Here is a 17085-nt window from a genome sequence, read left to right as displayed (position 1 = left end):
AATTGATTAGAATTGGTTAAGGCCGCGAATGGACTTCCAATAGTTAAAATTCCGTCTGCTCATTACGTAAAACAATCCCACCAAAAGTTAAATCCATTTCGTTAACACGCTATTTTTTAATAATTTCGCCGCCCTTTAAATTTTACTGGTTTATTATTTCGCCCTGGCATGAAGAAGTTTTTATACGGAATTGATTTTGGAACAACCAACTCGGCACTTGCTATTTACGACGAAGAAGCGAAGGAAATACACAGTACCATTATTATTCCATCGCTCATTTATTTCTATCAGCAGTTCAGCGCCACAAGCGATAAAAATTACGTCGTAGGCGAAGATGCGATCACGGCCTACCTTAATGATGACATGAAGGGGCGTTTCATAAAGTCGGTTAAACAAATATTGTCAAGGAGCAGCTTCTCAGAAACCCGGATCCATAATAAAAGGTATAACGCGTCTGACCTGGTGGCAATCATTCTAAAGGAGTTGAAGGATCGTGCAGACCAATTGATTGGACAGGATTGCCGGAAGGCAGTGATTGGCAGGCCTGTTTTTTTTGATGACGACGATGTGAAGAAGGATACGCTCGCGCAAACACGGTTAAATAAAGCCGCAGAAATAGCGGGCTTTGAGGAGATTCGCTTTCAATTCGAGCCCATCGGCGCGGCCTTTGCGTATGAGAAAAGCCTTGTAAAAAAAGAAAACGTATTGGTAGCGGATCTGGGCGGAGGTACCACAGATTTTACCTATTTGGTGCTCGACCCCGAAAAAGTGGGAAGCAAAGACAGGAAGAACGACATGATGGCCAATGGCGGGATCTATATCGGCGGAGATAGCTTCGACTCCGCTTTTATGTGGGAAAAGGGAACGCCATACTTCGGCAAGAACACCCAGTATGAAGCTACTCCGGGCAAGGTATTGACTGTTCCAAAATCTCTTTTTGTGAACATTTGCTCCTGGGAGCAGATGAATTTTTTCAATGGCCTCCGCATTCAAAAAGACATTGAAGACTACTATTATTTTTCGGGTAACGACAGGAAGTTTAAAAACCTGATCACACTTATTGAAAATAATTTGGGCTATTCGGTATTTCAATCCATCGAGAAAACAAAGATTACGCTTACCAATGCCGATACTGCAAAATTCACCTATCATAAGATGGGAATCGATATCGATGAGAAAATCGGCCTGGCAGATTATGAACAGATCATAGGAAAAGATGTGGACCGGATTGCAAACTACCTGGATGATTTTATGTTGAAAAACAACATCGACCCTAAAAACATTGATAGTCTTTTTTTAACCGGTGGCACTTCTATGGTGGTTAGTATCCAAAAGCTATTCAAAAACAGGTTCCCGCATGTAAACCTTAATTCAGGCGACAATTTCAAAAGCGTGGCCAAAGGCTTAGCTTACAGTGGTTATCTATTTGACAACTGAAGCTAAACGACAGGCAGCTCGCGCCTGCCTTACGTGTAAACGATTTCTGTACCTGGCGTTTACGTCAACTACAAATTGATGTATAGTCTCCGTTGGGAATTTGACTCAATTAACAAAAAAGGGGGTTAACAGGGGTTTACACAATTCAATGTAAACCCCTGTATAAATAATTAAAAATCAATAGCTTACATAAAAAACCCTTAAAAAAGTGTAAACCCACTTTCCTAAGGATACTATTGGCAAAACGTTGGTTCTAAAGTAACACGATACCAGGCGCTTTTTGTAGAAAAAGGGTATTAAAAACAGTGGCTATCGTAAAACGCTACCTTCTGCGCAGCATACTTAAAAACACCGGTGTAATCCCCAGGTATGATGCGATTTGCTTTTGCGCAATTCGTTGTTCCAGTTTTGGGTATTGATTTTGAAATTGCAGGTAGCGTTCTTCTGCGGTTTTAGAAAGATTGGAAGTAATCCTGTGCTGGTATAAGTTAAACCCGTTTTGGGTGAGAATCCGAAAGAACCTTTCAAATTTTGGTACTTCCACAAAGAGTTTTTCGAACGCATTGTAGCTCAAATAGAGCACCTCTGTATCCTCCAGTGCGCTTATGGAGTAAAAGGCAGGGCTTTGCCCCGAGAAACTGGAGATATCAACCGCCCACCAGTTCTCCGGGCAAAAAGAGATGTTGTGCTCATCGCCCTCCTTGTCTTTATGAAAAATCCGCAGGCATCCTTTATCAACAAAGTAAATGTATTTACAGATCTCACCTGCATCCAGTACAGTTGTATTTTTCTTAACAGATTTATGCTGCAATACCGACAGCACATATTCCGTCTCGGTTGCATCTAATGAAATATGCATGGCGAAATTTGCCAGGACCAGGTCGTACATTTTGTTTTTATTGGTAAAGATAAGGGTTACCTGCTTAAGCCAATGCTGAAGGGTTTATAAACCCAACGATGCGGGTAATTTTGTGTTCGTCGTTATACTCAACAAAATCCATGGCATAGTGATCCGGCTTACCGGGACGACGCAAAATCCATGTGTAGAGCGCAGTATTATTGTGAGCTTCAAGGGGTTTCGGCAGGTGAAATGTCCTTCCCGGCGAAATACTGTGCGAATGCAAAATCAAGTTGGTGAATTCTTCAATTCCGTTAACCAATGGGGTCATTACGTCTATGTAAGTGATATCAGGGGTCAAGCATTGGTTAAGCGCTGCTTTAATAGCTTCCGGCTCTTTTTCATTCCATGCCTTTACATAAAAGGCAACGGATTCTTCGATGGTTTGTGCGTTTTTCATTTGGTAGTGTTCTATTAATAATATGAACTACAAAGGAACGGCATGCCCGTCGGACTAAAATTAAAGTAGTTTAATAAATGAAAATACTTAGGCCCGTTGGGGGTTAGAAGATTTCTATAAACCGGCTCAACTCTTCCTCGCGTTCACGCAGCCAGAACAGGATCATTGATGCCTTGTGCGGTATGTTCTTCAGTTCAGTTAATTTGATATTCATATTTGCGCCACGCACCGATGATATAGGCTCAATGGAAATTCCAAGACCGGCTTCAACCAATCGCAGCACCCCTATGGAGTGTGCCGACTCATGTGCCACTTTGGGCTTAAAGCCGAAGTCCTGGCAGATCTGAAGAATGGCTTCAACATAACCGACGCCGGTTGAAAGTTGCGGCAAAATGAATGTCTCATTCTTCAGCACAGATAAATCGGCAAACCCCTTTTGCGATAAGGGATGATCGCCCGGCAGGATCAATACAAAGTTTTCCCTGTATAAAACTTTAGAGTTCACTTCCGGAGGCAACATAATATTAGGCGCGACACCGAGGTCGGTTTTTCGCGCCAGCAGCATTTCAATTTGCTGAGCGTTTGATGTTTCCTGGGCAATGGTTTTCAGATCGGGCCATTTCTGCTTCACCTTAACCAGGAACGATGGCACAACTGTATTCATGGCGGAACTTGCATGCGTAACCCTAACTTCGCCTGCTTCGCCATTGTGTATTTGAGCCGCTTTGGTAATGGTTTTGTTTAGATCCTGTATGATCCTTTCGGCTTCTTTTTGGAAGAATATCCCGGCTTCCGTTAACCTAACGGAACGACTGCTCCGGTTAAACAATACAGCGCCTATCTCAGTTTCCAGCAATTGGATCTGCCTGCTCAACGCGGGTTGCACAATATTGATTTGCTCAGCCGCCTTCCTGAAGTTGAGTGTATCGCATAAAATCAGGAAGTTTTTAATTTGCTGCAAATCCATATCAATCAAAATAAACTATCAATTAATCAAAATTAAGTATTTTATTTTATCAATTAAAGCCGCTTGCTTTGTAGTAAACGCTTTACCAACAGCTTTTATTGAACGAAGCATCCGGGCTAACTGACCTGTAAACCATAATCATGAAAAACGCAAAACAAAAATTAGAACTCGCCGAACAAAAGGCAAAGGAATTATTCAACATGGCAGAGACCCGGGGATTAATCGTCCCCGGAAAATCAGAGAGTGAATTAATTAAAGAGGTGGTTGAGCTGGCCAAGACTGAGTTTGGGATTGAGAACTTCTGGCATAAAAAAATCATACGGGCGGGTGCTAATACACTCCAACCTTATAGCGGCAACCCGCCGGACCTGGTGATCCAGAAAGACGACTTGGTGATCCTTGATTTTGGCCCCATTTTCGATGGATGGGAGGCTGACCTCGGAAGAACGTACGTTATCGGCAACGACCCTTTAAAACTAAAGTTGCAAAAGGACATTGAAGCCGCCTGGCACGAAGCAAAGGCCTGGCATGCCGAACAAAGCAGCCTTACAGGCGCCCAATATTTCACTTATTTACATGAGCTTGCCAAAAAATATGGCTGGGAGTATGCCGGTGAAATTGGCGGCCATATAGTTGGGCATTTCCCGCATGAACAGCTTGGCCCAGATGACCTGGGTTTGGATATCCACCCGGATAACCATGCCGATATCCTGCAACCCGGCAAGGAAGGAAATATCCGCCACTGGATCCTGGAGATTCACTTTGTGGATAGGGTAAATAATATAGGTGGCTTTTTTGAACAGTTGCTGAATTAACCGGCTACCACCACAGATTTAACAAAATCGTATTTATTGGCTAACATTAAGGGAAACTCTTAAAAAAACTCTTGCATATTAAAAAACTAATGGTAAGTTTGTACTTACGGTAAGTTTATGCTTACTGTTTTATATGCAGATTTATGAGTAGTTCCGAAAAAGCATTTAATGCCCTTGGCGATCCGACAAGGAGGATCATATTTGAAAAACTTCGTACAAGTCCGCTTGCTGTAGTTCATATTGCTGAAGGGCTCTCCATCAGCCGGCCTGCGGTATCACAGCACCTTAAGGTTTTGAGGGAAGCAAAACTGATCAGCATTCACCAGCAGGGAACAAAAAATATTTATCAAATTGACCAGCAGGGCATTTTAGCCATGCGCAGCTACCTGGATAGTTTCTGGGATACGGCGCTGGCCGCATTCAAATCAGCAGCAGAAAAAACCGAAGATCATGAATAACCTTAACATCAAATCGATTAAAAAAGAACTGATCGTGGAAGCCTCACAAGCTACCTCATTTAAAGTTTTTACCGAACAAATGGACGCTTGGTGGCCGCGCACCCACCATATTGGTAAATCGCCTATGATTGAACTGGTATTGGAACCGGGCATAAACGGTCGCTGGTATTCCCGGCACGAGGATGGTAGCGAGGCCAACATCGGGCACGTATTGCAATGGGAGCCGTATGGCCTTGTTGTGTTGGCCTGGCAAATAAACGGCGAATTCAAGTTTGATCCAACACTCATCACAGAAGTTGAAATACAATTTATCCCCGAAGGCCCTAAAAAAACAATTGTAAAGTTTGAGCATAAGAACATGGAAAGGCTTGGCAGCGGCGGCAAAACTTTTGAAAGTATGGACGAAGGCTGGGGGCAAATTCTGGAACTATATAAGGCCGTATCAGCTAAATCTTAAAATCTAAAAAAATGAAACCAAAAATCTTACTCCGCATTGCGGCTATCATAATGTTTTTACATACCATCGGGCATACATTAGGTGCTTTCAGTTGGGATGAGGCACCCGATACTGCCGTTGGGAAAGTGATCTATGGTATGAAAACCGTTCATTTTATTTTTATGGGCAGGCAGGTTACGCTGGCAAGCTTTTATAGTGGCTATGGTTTTACTATGATATTGGTATTGCTACTCATCAGCATATTCTTATGGCTGCTTTCAACTGAAGCCGGGAGCCGCATATTCACAAGGTTTGTACCGTTATTAGGCGTTTTTTTGATAATGATGGCCGTTATTGAATACATATACTTCTTCCCCTTTGCTGCTGCGTTTTCCTTTTTGGCAGGGATCTGTACTTTAATCGCCTTTTTTATACGCGCAACAGGCAATAAGAACGAAATTACCCAAGCTTCAACTATCTAAAAATCAAAAAGCTAAGGCAGACTGTCGTTTTTTGCCCATTGGTAAGTTTACAATGAGAAGGATTCAGCAATTTTCAAAACTGCACAGCACATTATAAAACATAATTGGGAAAGGTAATCCGGTTAGCTGAGTTTATCCGGATTACCATTTGCATTTAGCTCGCCGCAACTACATTATCATTATTCGCCTTCCGTTTTAATACCAGGGCGGTAATAATGGATACGATTAGTCCTATCGGGAAAATTTCCATATAAGTTAACAGAACCACCCCTACAGGGGTGCTGTACATTTTCTTCATGGTGGCAACTTGTTTAACTTTTGCATCAATATCGGCAGCAGAGGCGCCGCTGGCCCGGGCTTTGCTGATCACATGCGCGGAGTACTTATCCATAAAATCCGGGATGAATAAATAATATTCTATCACCCATACCACCACGTACATGGTTGAGGCAACCAGCGCAATTAATATGGCAATTTTAAAGGCCTTGCCAAAAGTGATAATCCCGCCATTATATTTATCGCGGTAATTTTTTACGCCCACAAATTCCAGCGAAAAAGCCAGCAACATGGTGGTATAGCCCACCAGCATATTACCCTCGAAAGTCCCGCTCTTATAACACAATGCGGTACCAATAATTATCTCAAGTGATACCAGGCCTCCTGCTATCGATCCGAATACAAGTACATTTCTTTTCATGCTCATTTACTTTAATGTTTATGGATCAAAGTTGAGTTATCACAAATTATTTTCGGTCATACTTTAGGGTGATTTTGATAAAACACACCATTTTAGTACTAAAGTATGAGCTGGTTCAGGGGATTAGCTGCAATTTCCTGGCCTTGTCCACGGCATGTGTTCGCCGGCGAACCTCCAGCTTTTCAAACACTTTTGAGGAATGAGTTTTGATGGTGTTGAGCGACACAAATAAGCGGGCGGCGATTTCTTCGTTGCTTAACCCGTCGGCCATAAGTTGCAAAACTTCCATCTCCCTTTTACTTAAGCCAAGTTTAACGCGTTCATCTTCATTAAAAATAAAATCGGCGCCATTAACAACAACTTCTCTTTCTACTATAACCGTCTTTGGGCGGGCAAGCTTAAGCGCAAGCCAGATGCCCAGGAGGGTGAAAATCACGGCTATTAACCCTGCATAAATTTCGAATGCATTACTCAATACAATAAAATGCCACTCCAGCCATTTCATCAGTAACAGTAAAACAGCTAACGACACGCCATAGAGGATGATGGAACGGTTTCGCGATAGGAAATTGGCTGCCATTAGCATCTTTTTAAGGCCTTAAGGTAAACAATTTACAAAATATTTTATCAACAGCTAACATTAAGCTTTTAAGCGCTGCTTCCGCTTTTCGCTCAAATATTTCCTAACCGGGATATCATACAACACCATCATCAACCAGGCAAAGGCAACTAAAAGAACCAGGCTGCATATAATTATCAAGGCAAGTTGCCCTGCGACCGGTTTGTATTTGGTGTTATAGGCGGCAAACACCCAGATAAAGGCATAATGCGTCATGTAAAGAGGATAAGAGATCTTGCCTGACAACACACAGGTCTTTTTAAAGGCAGGGGTTAATATAGCCCCTGCACCTAAAGCAATCAGCAAAGGGAAGTATAGGACAATAATAAACGGTTCCGAAAGCCAGTTCCATTTTGAAAATGGTGAAAGTAAAGCCAGCATCAATAATAAAGCGACACCGATAAACCCCAGCCTGTTTTTAATGATCCAGTTTGAGCGGTAAACTAATAACCCTGCTAAAAATGAAAAGGAGACCCGCACACCGCCATGCCAAAAGGTTAGCCCGTCCCAGCCGCCCATCATGTTGCCGGCGCGGTAAGCAACTAAGCAAATACCGATTGCCGCAATTATGGTCAACAGCAGTAAATATTTGCGGCTAAGTTTGCAAAGCACAAACGCGTAAACAATATTGGCAATGTACTCCCAAAACAACGACCACGCCGGTGCATTCAAACCGAACAGGTTAAAGTAACGGCTGGGCATTGCCGGATACGGGACCAGGAAAATGGAGGCCAAAAATAGCAGCACAATTTTGCCCGCGCTGTATAATTCCGGGTGACCAACAAAGGGATCGAACAAAAACAACAGTACGCCTATTATCGAACCCAATACCACCAACGGGTGCAGCCTGATGATCCTCGACTTAAAGAATTCCATTACACCCATTTTGCCAATCCTGTCATCATAGGCATAGCCGATCACAAAGCCCGATAAACAAAAGAAAAAATCGACCGCCAAAAAACCATGGCCGATGAAATTTTTGCTGTAATCGGAATAGGCCACTTCCATAAAATGAAAAGTTACAACCCCCAGGGCGGCAACGCCCCTTAAGCCATCAAGGATTTCAAAGTGCTGTTTGGTTTTTAAAATTGCGGGAGTCGATTCTTGCATGAAAATGTTGTTCAGTCAATAGTCTTTTAAGTTTATAAATCATGAGTTATGGTTTCAGCTCCCGGGAGCGCTTTTATAGCGTGCGGGAGCTGTAAACTTATTTCCATCCGCCTCCCAGGCTTTGATATAGAGAAACTATTGCTGTTAACTGTTGTAGCCTGTCATTTACGCTGCTTAGCTGTGCCGATAAATAGCCCTGCTCAGAGGTTAGCACATCGGTATACGTTACATACCCTCCTTTTAATAATAATCGGTTATAATCAACAGACCTTTTCCAGGCATCCAGCTGCATTTTACGGGTATTGGTTTTTTCTCCCACCGCCTGATAGGCGTACATTGCGTTTGATACTTCCTGGCCGGCAGTTAAAACGGTTTGCTGAAATGTAGCCACATATTCTTCGTATTGTGCTTTGGCTACCAGCAGCCTGCGCTTATTAAGGCCCTGGTTAAATATGGGCTGAGTTAAGCCTGCGGCAACATTGCCAAATACAGATGCGCTTTTAAACAGGCTCTCAACAGTTGAAGACTGCCAGCCGCCCTGTGCTGTAATTGTAAGGGATGGATAAAAATATGCCCTTGCTACATTTATCTGCTCAAAATAATACCGTACATTATATTCGGCCTGCTGTACATCGGGCCTGTTACTCAATAGCTGCGCGGGTACACCAGCCTGCAATACAGTATCCATATGCCCAACATCAAGCGAATCTCTTTGGATGGCGCCGGGTTGTTTGCCAAGCAATAAACATATAGCGTTTTCTGTTTGATTGATGTTGTTTTGAAGATCGGGAATAGTAACTTCTGCGGCATACCGGTTAGCCTCACTTTGTGCTACCGATGCTTCGGTCACCCTATTGGCTTGTTTCAAGGCTTTATTGGTTTCCACATCCTCTTTATACTTTTCAACCGTTTGCCTGGTTATGGCCAGTTGTTTATCATAAGCCAGAAGGTTATAGTAGTCGGTGGCTATATTCGCTACCAGCTGCGTTTGTACTGATCTTTGATAGGCGTAGCTTTGCAGCAATGAAGCCAGCGCCGCTTTGTTTGCGCCTTTTAATTTACCCCAAAGATCTATTTCCCAGCTGGCGCTTCCTGACAACTCATAAACACGATTGGGCGTAAAGCCAACCCCGCCTCCCTGTGTAGCTGCAATTTTCTGCTGGGTAACCTGTGGGCTCACACTCACCGTTGGTAAAAACGCCGCTTTGGTTTGACTTAAATTGGCTTCAGCTTGTTTAATGCGTGCAACGGCCACCTTCAGATCGTAGTTATTGGCTATCCCCTGTTGCAATAACAACCGGAGGGCCTGGTCTTTAAACATCTCTTTCCATGAAACATTACCAATTGATGTGGTGTCATTGCCATACATACCCCTGTATAAGCTATCGGTTTTAACTGCGGGGCGAACATAGGCCTGCCTTAACTTGCACGATGGCAATATGATGATAGCAGCTGCGGCTATGGCAGCAGCATGCCTGAAATATTTTAAGTTCATAAACATAATATTTATTGATTAGTTAATGTGCGGCTGCAGCCCCGCCCTTTGATGCCTTACGCTTTTTCTTACTGCCGAACTTCTCCTGCAGGGTTTCAAAAATGATATACAATACCGGGATCACAAATATGCCGAAAACAGTCCCTACAAGCATCCCGCCAACTGCGCCGGTACCTATTGACCGGTTACCTTCCGCGCCAACGCCGGATGAAAACATCAGCGGCATCAAACCGAAGACAAAGGCCAGTGAGGTCATTAATATAGGTCGCAAACGGGCTGTAGCGGCTTCAATTGCCGCTTCCATTATTGGCATCCCTTTTTCGCGCCGCGCTACCGCATATTGTACGATCAAAATAGCATTTTTGGCCAGTAACCCAATCAACATCACCACGGAGATCTGCATATAGATATTATTATCTATCCCCATAATTTTGGCAAATAAATAAACTCCTGATAAACCAACGGGTAATGAAGCAAGTACGGCAAGCGGGATAATATAGCTTTCATACAATGCGCTAAGCAGGAAAAACACAAACACTACACACAATGCGTAAATAAAAACAGTTTGACTTCCCGAGCTTACTTCCTCTCTCGATAAACCCGAATAATCAAAAGTGTAGCCTGCGGGAAGGGTTTTAGCTGCGGTCTCCCGCACTGCGTTAAGCGCATCACCGCTGCTAAAACCTGGTTTGGGGCTCCCTATTACCGAGATGTTGTTGAATAAATTAAACCGGGACAAACTTTGAGGGCCATTGATAGCTGTTAACGTAACAAACTCCGAAACCGGCGCCATGGTGCCCGCGGCATTTTTTACATAAATATTATCCAAGCTTTTTGAATTGCTCCGGTATTGCGTATCTGCCTGCACCATAACCCGGTATTGTTTACCAAACTGGTTAAAAGTAGATGCATATATACCGCCATAATAGCCCTGCATGGCATTGGTTATATCGCTTACCAGCAAGCCTGCCTGTTTTGCCCTGGACACATTTACTGACATGAGGTATTGCGGATAATTAGGGTTAAACCCGGTTGCTCCATACAATATCTCGGGACGCTGGTTTAATGCGCCCAAAAAGCCGCCTGAAACTTTATAAAAATCGTTAATACTGCCGCCGGTTTTATCCTGCAATTCAATGGTAAAACCAGCTGAGTTTCCAAAGCCTGGAACTGTTGGCAGTCCAAAAAACAGGATTCTTGCATCCTTTATTCCCGCAGTCTTTCTAAATAGCTGTCCTATTACATCATCAACCTTTATACCTTTTCTTTCATCCCAGGGTTTCAGTTTAAAAAACAGGATCGCAAAGTTGCTGCCCACACCATTAATGATGCTTTGCCCGGTAACTTTGCCCCGGTTTGAAATGGTTGGGATGCCTGCGCCAATTTTATCAACCATAGTAGCTATTGCCGTTGTTTTTTCGAGCGAGGTACCCGGCGCCAGCCCAATGTCGCATAATACAAAGCCCTGGTCTTCGTCAGGTACAAAACCACTTGGGGTGGTTTTCATGCAATATACCAGCAGGGCGCTAAAGCAAGCTATCATTACAGGTACTATCCATTTTCTGCGGGTTAAAAAACCGATAGCGCGCTGGTACTTGTTTTTTACCGCATCAAATGCGATATTAAAGGCGGCATAAAAGCGTTGCAAAAGGTTTTTCTTTTTTGTTTCATGCTCATCATGCGGCTCCAGGAATAAGGCGCACAGGGCCGGGCTTAAAGTAAGCGCGTTTATGGCCGATATAACAATTGCCGAAGCTAATGTTAACCCGAATTGCTTAAAAAACACCCCCGAACTACCCCCGATAAATGATACCGGGATAAATACAGCCGCCATAACCAGGGTAATGGCTACAATGGTGCCGCCTAATTCATCCATTGCATCTACGGCCGCATCATGTGCTGATTTATAGCCCGCATCCAGCTTGGCATGCACAGCCTCAACCACCACTATGGCATCATCCACTACAATACCTATGGCCAGTACCAGCGCAAATAAAGTAAGCAGGTTAATTGAAAAGCCAAACAGGCTCAGGCAGGCAAAAGTACCGATCAGCGAAACGAGCACAGATATGCCAGGAATAATGGTTGAACGAAAATCCTGCAGAAATATAAACACTACGATAAACACCAGGATGTAGGCTTCTATTAAAGTTTCAACCACTTTATGAATAGAAGCGCCTAAAAAATCGTTTGCACTATACAGCGAAACATAGCTTACCCCTTTTGGAAATGAAGGAGCATTTTTGTCAAGCGTTTCTATTACCTGCTTAATAATTGTTTGCGCGTTTGAGCCCGCCACCTGGCTCACTGACATAACTGTTGACGGCCTGCCATCAGTACTTAATCCTGATGAGTAGGTAAGTGTACCTAATTCAAGCCTTGCTATATCTTTTAAAAGCAACTGTGAACCATCTGGATTTGAGCGCATAACAATATTCCCAAACTGTGTAGTGTCAATTAATTTGCCGGTGTATTGTATAGTGTATTGAAAAACCTGGTTGCTGTTTTCACCAAACTTACCCGGAGCAACATCAATATTCTGTTCGGCCAGTGCATTGTTAACATCATTTGGTGTTAAGCCATAATTGGCCATTACATCCGGCTTCAGCCAAATCCGCATGGAATAATCCTTTGCGCCAAAAACATTTACGCTGCCAACCCCGTTCACCCGCTTAATTTCGGGAACCAGGTTAATATTGGCATAATTATTTAAAAAAGTCTGGTCATAAGCGGGGTTATCACTTTTCAGCGAAAGAAACATCAGGTTGCTGCTCTGTTGTTTTAGAACGGTTACACCCGCCTTGGTTACTTCGGCAGGCAGCACACTGCTCGCAGCAGATACCCGGTTCTGTACGTTTACCGCATCAATATCGGGGTTGGTGCCTAATTTAAAATATACGGTTATGGTGGCGCTGCCATCATTTGCAGCGGTTGAGGTCATATAGGTCATCCCTTCCACACCGTTGATCTGTTCTTCAAGCGGAACAACAACGTTTCGCTGAACTACACCCGCACTTGCCCCTGTATAAGCGGCTGACACAACCACGGTAGGCGGCGCTATTTCCGGGTATTGCGAAACCGGCAGGCCCAGGTAGGCCAGCACACCCAGTATCACAAGCATAACCGATATCACTGTTGATAAAACCGGCCTTTCTATGAATATTTTAAGCATAATAATTTTCTTTTAAGTTTCAGGGAATCTGCCTTATAGCTTATTTATGTTTTAAACTTTTATCGCTGTTTGTAGTTGGTGTTTTGGCCGCAGCGTATAAACTGTCGGCATTAGTGGGGATCGGTTTTATGGTAATTCCGGGCTTTAAGCTGCCAATGCCTTCAATTACCAGTTTATCCCCCTGTTTTAAGCCGCTTTGTACTACATATAAATCACCTATCGGGTTATCAGATAATTGAACCCCGGTATTCACTGTACTGTCTTTAGCGCTTAATGTATATACAAACTTTTTACCCTGCATATCATAAGTAGCCTTCTGGGGGATCAGAATAGCGCTATCTATGTTAACCGGGATTTTGATTGTTGCACTGCTGCCGCTCCTGATTAAGCCCAGCGGATTAGGGAAATTAGCCCTAAAGCTCACCGACCCTGTTCCCGTAGCAATTGAACCGCTTGCCATTACTATCCGTCCTTTTTGCGCGTATTCTGTACCATCTGCCAACAAAAGTGATACATCAGCCATGGTGGCCAATTTGTCTTTTAGTGTTTTGCCTTTTGTGTTTCGTAAAAATTCGAGCAATTGCTTTTCATTTAATGAAAAGTACACGTAAATATTTTTTGTATTGTAAACAGTGGTAAGCGGATTAGTGGATGTACTGGTGATGAGGCTGCCAACTTTATAAGGTATAGTACTGATTACCCCATCAGCCGGGCTTGTAAGATAAGTATAACCCACATTCACCTTTGCGTTCACCAGGTCTGCCTGGGCAGAAGCTAAGGAAGCCTTTTTTGACTGCAATGTAAATTCATCTGATTTTAACTCGTAATCACTGATGATCTTCTTATCTACCAGTGGCCTTACTTTCTCTACATTCATTTCAGCTGTATTTACGTCTGCTTCTGCTATTTTAACAGAAGCGATAGCACTTCGTACAGCCGCATCATACTGGGGATTTCTTAGCTGAAATAATGGCTGCCCCTTATGTACAACGGCACCCTCTTCAACAAAGATCTTTTCTATAAAGCCATCAACTTTTGGCCGGATATCTATATCCTGCTCACCCTGGATAGTTGCGGGATAGCTATAATACATAGTAGCCGGTCCGGAGTAAACAATTGCCGTTTTATAAGGCGCGGGACCGGTTGGACCTCCGGGACCAGGGCCTCCTTTTTTTTCACCACTATGGCAAGCTGTAAATAGTAAGGCTGTAGTGAATAGCAGCACAAAGGCTATATTTTGTTTATGGGATGTTTTATTTTTCATAATCATTGGTATATGTTGCATTTATGTTTTATGATATTACTTTGCTTTTTATCTTATTATTTTGTTTAACAATTTTGTTAGTTCAAGATCAAAAAAAATGCTTTTAATCAAATATCTAAAAAAAGCATTTTCATTATTACATTCTTACGTTCAGCAATCAGGTTATTGTAATCATTATCTGTAAGAGATAAAGCGTTTTTTATAATTGATTTGCCTAAAAAAGGGAATGAACATAACGACATTAAGGTGATGACGTAATGATTGAGTGTAATGGGGTTCATTTTATTGGCAGCAATCTCAGCGTCAATACCTTTTTGTAATTCTACCCGCTTTTCAGTATCTATTGGTCTTGCCACTGAAAGATGCAAGACCGGGTTGGTATTAAACTCAGTAATAATAAATAATTCAAGGTAGGGGTGCTCCAAAGATTTTTTCATAAAAAAATCAATAAATCTTTCAGTTTTTATTCTGAAAGGCAGATCTTCCTGGAAGATAAGGTCTATTTTACCGTGCATTTCAGTTACAGCCTCGTCAAATACCTTATCAAAAAGTTGCTTACGACTTCTGAAATAATAATGTATTGATGCCCGGTTAATACCTGCCTCGTCCGCTATTTCCTGTGTAGTAGCATGTAAACGGCCTTCGGAAAAAAATACTTTTTTAGCGGTGTCCTTTATTAATTGCTCTGTATCTGTAGTTAAAATTCCCATTCTTGAATAGTTAACAAACTATTTACAAATATGTTTAACATTTTTGTTAAATAAAAATTTATTTTGTTTAACAATTGTAAAAAGGTCGCCATTAAATAAATTAACGTAATTAGCATTTGTTGAAATTAAAAGCGTAATAAATTTATAAATTTGGCTAACTGACCACAAAAATCAATCATCTTATGTTAAGATCAACCTCTCTCGCTGCCGTATTCTGCCTTGCTTTATTGCAGATGAACGCGCAAACATTAACCCATCCACCTGAAGTACAGCAGGCCTTTGACAAAGGCACCCGCGCCGAAAATGGCAAGCCCGGTAAAAATTACTGGCAAAACCACGGCCGCTACAATATTTCGGTAAGCATGACGCCGCCAAACAAAACAATTACCGGAGTTGAAGACATTACTTATTTTAACAGTAGCCCGGATGTTTTGAGCAGCCTGAACATGAAGCTGATCGTAAATGTTCACCGCGGCAGGACGCCTACTGCTGCAAACGCGCCGCAAGGAATTACTGTTGATGAGATAACCATAAACGGCGCCAAAGCCGATTGGGACAACGAGAAGGCGGTAACTACCAATTACATGCTCGACCTTAAATCGCCTTTGAAATCGCACGATTCATTAAAGATGAACATCAAGTGGCATTATCAATTATCAACCGGTCGCGGTCGCGATGGTGCAATTGATTCCACCAGCTTTTTCCTTGCTTACTTTTATCCAAGGGTTTCTGTTTATGACGACTACAAAGGATGGGATACGCAACCGCATACCGGCGGACTGGAGTTTTACAACGATTTTAACGATTACCAGCTAAGCGTAACTGTGCCTAAAAACTACATTGTTTGGGCCACAGGTACCCTGCAAAATCCAAACGAAGTTTTACAGCCTGAAGCTGCCAAACGCCTGCAGACCTCCATGACCAGCGATTCGACTATTCACATCGCTACCGCACAGGACCTTGCAGCTAAAAGCATCACTTCACAAAATGCAACCAACACCTGGAAATGGAACTCAAGCCATATTACCGACGTAACTGTAGGCGTAAGCGATCACTACGATTGGGATGCTGCGAGTGTTATTGTTGATGACAAAGCGCACCGCCGTACCAGCGTACAGGCAGCGTTCCCGGATAGTTCGGCTGATTTTCACCAATATGTGAAGTTTGCACACAACTCTCTGGATTGGTTCTCGCATAACCTGCCGGGCGTTCCTTACCCGTTCCCTAAGACAACTTCGTTCCAGGGTTATGCTGATATGGAGTACCCGATGATGGTGAACGACAGTCACGAAAAGGATCTGACCTTTGCTCAATTGGTACAGGACCATGAGATTGCACACACTTATTTCCCTTTCTATATGGGCACCAACGAAAGCCGTTATGCCTTTATGGATGAGGGATGGGCTACAACCTTTGAGCTATTGATCGGCACAGCCGAAAAAGGCAAAAAAGTGGCTGATGATTTTTACAAGAACTTCCGCGTTAACAGGTGGACGCACGGCCCGCACGAAAAGGAAATGCCGATAATTACCCCATCGCCTGATGTGACCTTCGGCAGTGGAAATAACGCTTATGGCAAACCATCGTTAAGCTATTTGGCTTTGAAGGATCTGCTTGGCGATGTGCTGTTTAAAAAGGCGCTGCATACCTACATGGATAACTGGAATGGCAAGCATCCTATCCCATGGGATTATTTTAACTCCATGAAGGCAGGATCAGGCAAAAATCTGGATTGGTTCTTTTATAACTGGTTCTACACCCCCTATTACATCGACCTGAGTCTTGAAAAAGCTGAAAAAGCAGGTGATGGTTATGCATTATCTATAAAAAACATCGGTGGTTTTGCGGTGCCGTTTGATGCAGTAGTAACCTATGCCGATGGTACAACCGACAGTTTCCACCAAACCCCGATAGTTTGGGAAAAGGACCAGAAGGCAATTACAATAAAGATCAAGCCTACGAAGGATGTAAAATCAATAACCATTGATGGCGGAATCTTTGTGGATGCTGATATGAAAAATAATACCTGGACAGCGAATTGAGGCAATCATTTTGTTGATTATGAAAAGCCTTTGGATGAAAATCCGGAGGCTTTTTTGTTTATAAATAGCTACCTTTATTTATA

16 protein-coding genes are annotated in these 17085 nt (G+C 42.9%); 6 read left to right on the top strand and 10 right to left on the bottom strand.

All coding sequences use genetic code 11. From position 1 onward, the window contains the following. The first annotated feature begins 168 nt into the window (after positions 1–168). Positions 169–1437 (top strand): Hsp70 family protein, encoded by a 1269-nt coding sequence (locus tag KXD93_RS08230; RefSeq protein ID WP_258136519.1) that lies wholly within the window; start codon positions 169–171, stop codon positions 1435–1437. A gap of 322 nt (positions 1438–1759) precedes the next feature. Here the strand turns inward: KXD93_RS08230 and KXD93_RS08225 are convergent, their stop codons facing one another. From KXD93_RS08225 to KXD93_RS08215, 3 genes are all read right to left on the bottom strand, one after another. After that, positions 1760–2326: a Crp/Fnr family transcriptional regulator gene (locus KXD93_RS08225; RefSeq protein ID WP_258136517.1), complete on the bottom strand. Its 567-nt coding sequence runs from the start codon at positions 2324–2326 to the stop codon at positions 1760–1762. A 34-nt stretch (positions 2327–2360) separates the two neighbouring features. Then, on the bottom strand, positions 2361–2735 hold the full coding sequence (locus KXD93_RS08220; RefSeq protein WP_258136515.1) for a nuclear transport factor 2 family protein: 375 nt from the start codon (positions 2733–2735) through the stop codon (positions 2361–2363). Between the two features lie 103 nt (positions 2736–2838). Beyond that, positions 2839–3702 (bottom strand): LysR family transcriptional regulator, encoded by an 864-nt coding sequence (locus KXD93_RS08215; RefSeq protein ID WP_258136513.1) that lies wholly within the window; start codon positions 3700–3702, stop codon positions 2839–2841. A 140-nt stretch (positions 3703–3842) separates the two neighbouring features. On the opposite strand from KXD93_RS08215, the gene KXD93_RS08210 reads away from it, so the two are divergent. From KXD93_RS08210 to KXD93_RS08195, 4 genes are all read left to right on the top strand, one after another. Further along, the gene (locus KXD93_RS08210; RefSeq protein ID WP_258136512.1) at positions 3843–4517 is read left to right on the top strand and encodes a M24 family metallopeptidase; all 675 of its coding nucleotides are present in this window, start codon (positions 3843–3845) and stop codon (positions 4515–4517) included. 143 nt (positions 4518–4660) lie between these two features. Beyond that, positions 4661–4975, top strand: a complete 315-nt coding sequence (locus KXD93_RS08205) for an ArsR/SmtB family transcription factor (RefSeq protein WP_258136511.1) — start codon at positions 4661–4663, stop codon at positions 4973–4975. After that, positions 4968–5432: an SRPBCC family protein gene (locus tag KXD93_RS08200; protein ID WP_258136510.1), complete on the top strand. Its 465-nt coding sequence runs from the start codon at positions 4968–4970 to the stop codon at positions 5430–5432. The genes KXD93_RS08205 and KXD93_RS08200 overlap by 8 nt, the downstream gene beginning before the upstream one ends. Positions 5433–5443: 11 nt before the next feature. After that, on the top strand, positions 5444–5893 hold the full coding sequence (locus tag KXD93_RS08195) for an LIC_13387 family protein (protein WP_258136509.1): 450 nt from the start codon (positions 5444–5446) through the stop codon (positions 5891–5893). A gap of 154 nt (positions 5894–6047) precedes the next feature. On the opposite strand, the gene KXD93_RS08190 is transcribed toward KXD93_RS08195, so the two are convergent. The 7 genes from KXD93_RS08190 to KXD93_RS08160 all read right to left on the bottom strand — a co-directional run bounded on the left by KXD93_RS08190 (position 6048) and on the right by KXD93_RS08160 (position 14960). Continuing rightward, a complete protein-coding gene (locus tag KXD93_RS08190; protein ID WP_258136508.1) occupies positions 6048–6590 on the bottom strand; it encodes a DUF4199 domain-containing protein in 543 nt (180 codons plus the stop codon). Between the two features lie 115 nt (positions 6591–6705). Continuing rightward, positions 6706–7170, bottom strand: a complete 465-nt coding sequence (locus KXD93_RS08185; protein WP_258136507.1) for a helix-turn-helix transcriptional regulator — start codon at positions 7168–7170, stop codon at positions 6706–6708. A gap of 60 nt (positions 7171–7230) precedes the next feature. Further along, positions 7231–8319 (bottom strand): acyltransferase family protein, encoded by a 1089-nt coding sequence (locus KXD93_RS08180; protein WP_373417350.1) that lies wholly within the window; start codon positions 8317–8319, stop codon positions 7231–7233. A gap of 97 nt (positions 8320–8416) precedes the next feature. Next, the gene (locus tag KXD93_RS08175) at positions 8417–9820 is read right to left on the bottom strand and encodes an efflux transporter outer membrane subunit (RefSeq protein WP_258136506.1); all 1404 of its coding nucleotides are present in this window, start codon (positions 9818–9820) and stop codon (positions 8417–8419) included. A gap of 16 nt (positions 9821–9836) precedes the next feature. Beyond that, entirely contained in the window at positions 9837–12986 is a 3150-nt protein-coding gene (locus KXD93_RS08170) for an efflux RND transporter permease subunit (protein WP_258136505.1), read from the bottom strand. A 40-nt stretch (positions 12987–13026) separates the two neighbouring features. Continuing rightward, positions 13027–14250, bottom strand: a complete 1224-nt coding sequence (locus KXD93_RS08165; protein WP_258136504.1) for an efflux RND transporter periplasmic adaptor subunit — start codon at positions 14248–14250, stop codon at positions 13027–13029. A gap of 107 nt (positions 14251–14357) precedes the next feature. Then, the gene (locus tag KXD93_RS08160) at positions 14358–14960 is read right to left on the bottom strand and encodes a TetR/AcrR family transcriptional regulator (protein WP_258136503.1); all 603 of its coding nucleotides are present in this window, start codon (positions 14958–14960) and stop codon (positions 14358–14360) included. 182 nt (positions 14961–15142) lie between these two features. On the opposite strand from KXD93_RS08160, the gene KXD93_RS08155 reads away from it, so the two are divergent. Next, positions 15143–17002, top strand: a complete 1860-nt coding sequence (locus KXD93_RS08155) for a M1 family metallopeptidase (RefSeq protein ID WP_258136502.1) — start codon at positions 15143–15145, stop codon at positions 17000–17002. The last annotated feature ends 83 nt before the right edge of the window (positions 17003–17085 follow it).

The organism is Mucilaginibacter phenanthrenivorans (genome assembly GCF_024721155.1).
Lineage (GTDB): Bacteria > Bacteroidota > Bacteroidia > Sphingobacteriales > Sphingobacteriaceae > Mucilaginibacter > Mucilaginibacter phenanthrenivorans.
This window is presented reverse-complemented; position numbering and strand designations above follow the sequence as displayed.

What these genes read in the sequence shown, in the direction of transcription:
- KXD93_RS08220 (WP_258136515.1), bottom strand. Translation starts at nt 2,735, where the DNA reads ATGAAAAACGCACAAACCATCGAAGAATCCGTTGCCTTTTATGTAAAG.
- KXD93_RS08175 (WP_258136506.1), bottom strand. Translation starts at nt 9,820, where the DNA reads ATGTTTATGAACTTAAAATATTTCAGGCATGCTGCTGCCATAGCCGCA.
- KXD93_RS08180 (WP_373417350.1), bottom strand. Translation starts at nt 8,319, where the DNA reads ATGCAAGAATCGACTCCCGCAATTTTAAAAACCAAACAGCACTTTGAA.
- KXD93_RS08155 (WP_258136502.1), top strand. Translation starts at nt 15,143, where the DNA reads ATGTTAAGATCAACCTCTCTCGCTGCCGTATTCTGCCTTGCTTTATTG.
- KXD93_RS08185 (WP_258136507.1), bottom strand. Translation starts at nt 7,170, where the DNA reads ATGGCAGCCAATTTCCTATCGCGAAACCGTTCCATCATCCTCTATGGC.
- KXD93_RS08225 (WP_258136517.1), bottom strand. Translation starts at nt 2,326, where the DNA reads ATGTACGACCTGGTCCTGGCAAATTTCGCCATGCATATTTCATTAGAT.
- KXD93_RS08205 (WP_258136511.1), top strand. Translation starts at nt 4,661, where the DNA reads ATGAGTAGTTCCGAAAAAGCATTTAATGCCCTTGGCGATCCGACAAGG.
- KXD93_RS08170 (WP_258136505.1), bottom strand. Translation starts at nt 12,986, where the DNA reads ATGCTTAAAATATTCATAGAAAGGCCGGTTTTATCAACAGTGATATCG.
- KXD93_RS08195 (WP_258136509.1), top strand. Translation starts at nt 5,444, where the DNA reads ATGAAACCAAAAATCTTACTCCGCATTGCGGCTATCATAATGTTTTTA.
- KXD93_RS08230 (WP_258136519.1), top strand. Translation starts at nt 169, where the DNA reads ATGAAGAAGTTTTTATACGGAATTGATTTTGGAACAACCAACTCGGCA.
- KXD93_RS08160 (WP_258136503.1), bottom strand. Translation starts at nt 14,960, where the DNA reads ATGGGAATTTTAACTACAGATACAGAGCAATTAATAAAGGACACCGCT.
- KXD93_RS08165 (WP_258136504.1), bottom strand. Translation starts at nt 14,250, where the DNA reads ATGAAAAATAAAACATCCCATAAACAAAATATAGCCTTTGTGCTGCTA.
- KXD93_RS08210 (WP_258136512.1), top strand. Translation starts at nt 3,843, where the DNA reads ATGAAAAACGCAAAACAAAAATTAGAACTCGCCGAACAAAAGGCAAAG.
- KXD93_RS08215 (WP_258136513.1), bottom strand. Translation starts at nt 3,702, where the DNA reads ATGGATTTGCAGCAAATTAAAAACTTCCTGATTTTATGCGATACACTC.
- KXD93_RS08200 (WP_258136510.1), top strand. Translation starts at nt 4,968, where the DNA reads ATGAATAACCTTAACATCAAATCGATTAAAAAAGAACTGATCGTGGAA.
- KXD93_RS08190 (WP_258136508.1), bottom strand. Translation starts at nt 6,590, where the DNA reads ATGAAAAGAAATGTACTTGTATTCGGATCGATAGCAGGAGGCCTGGTA.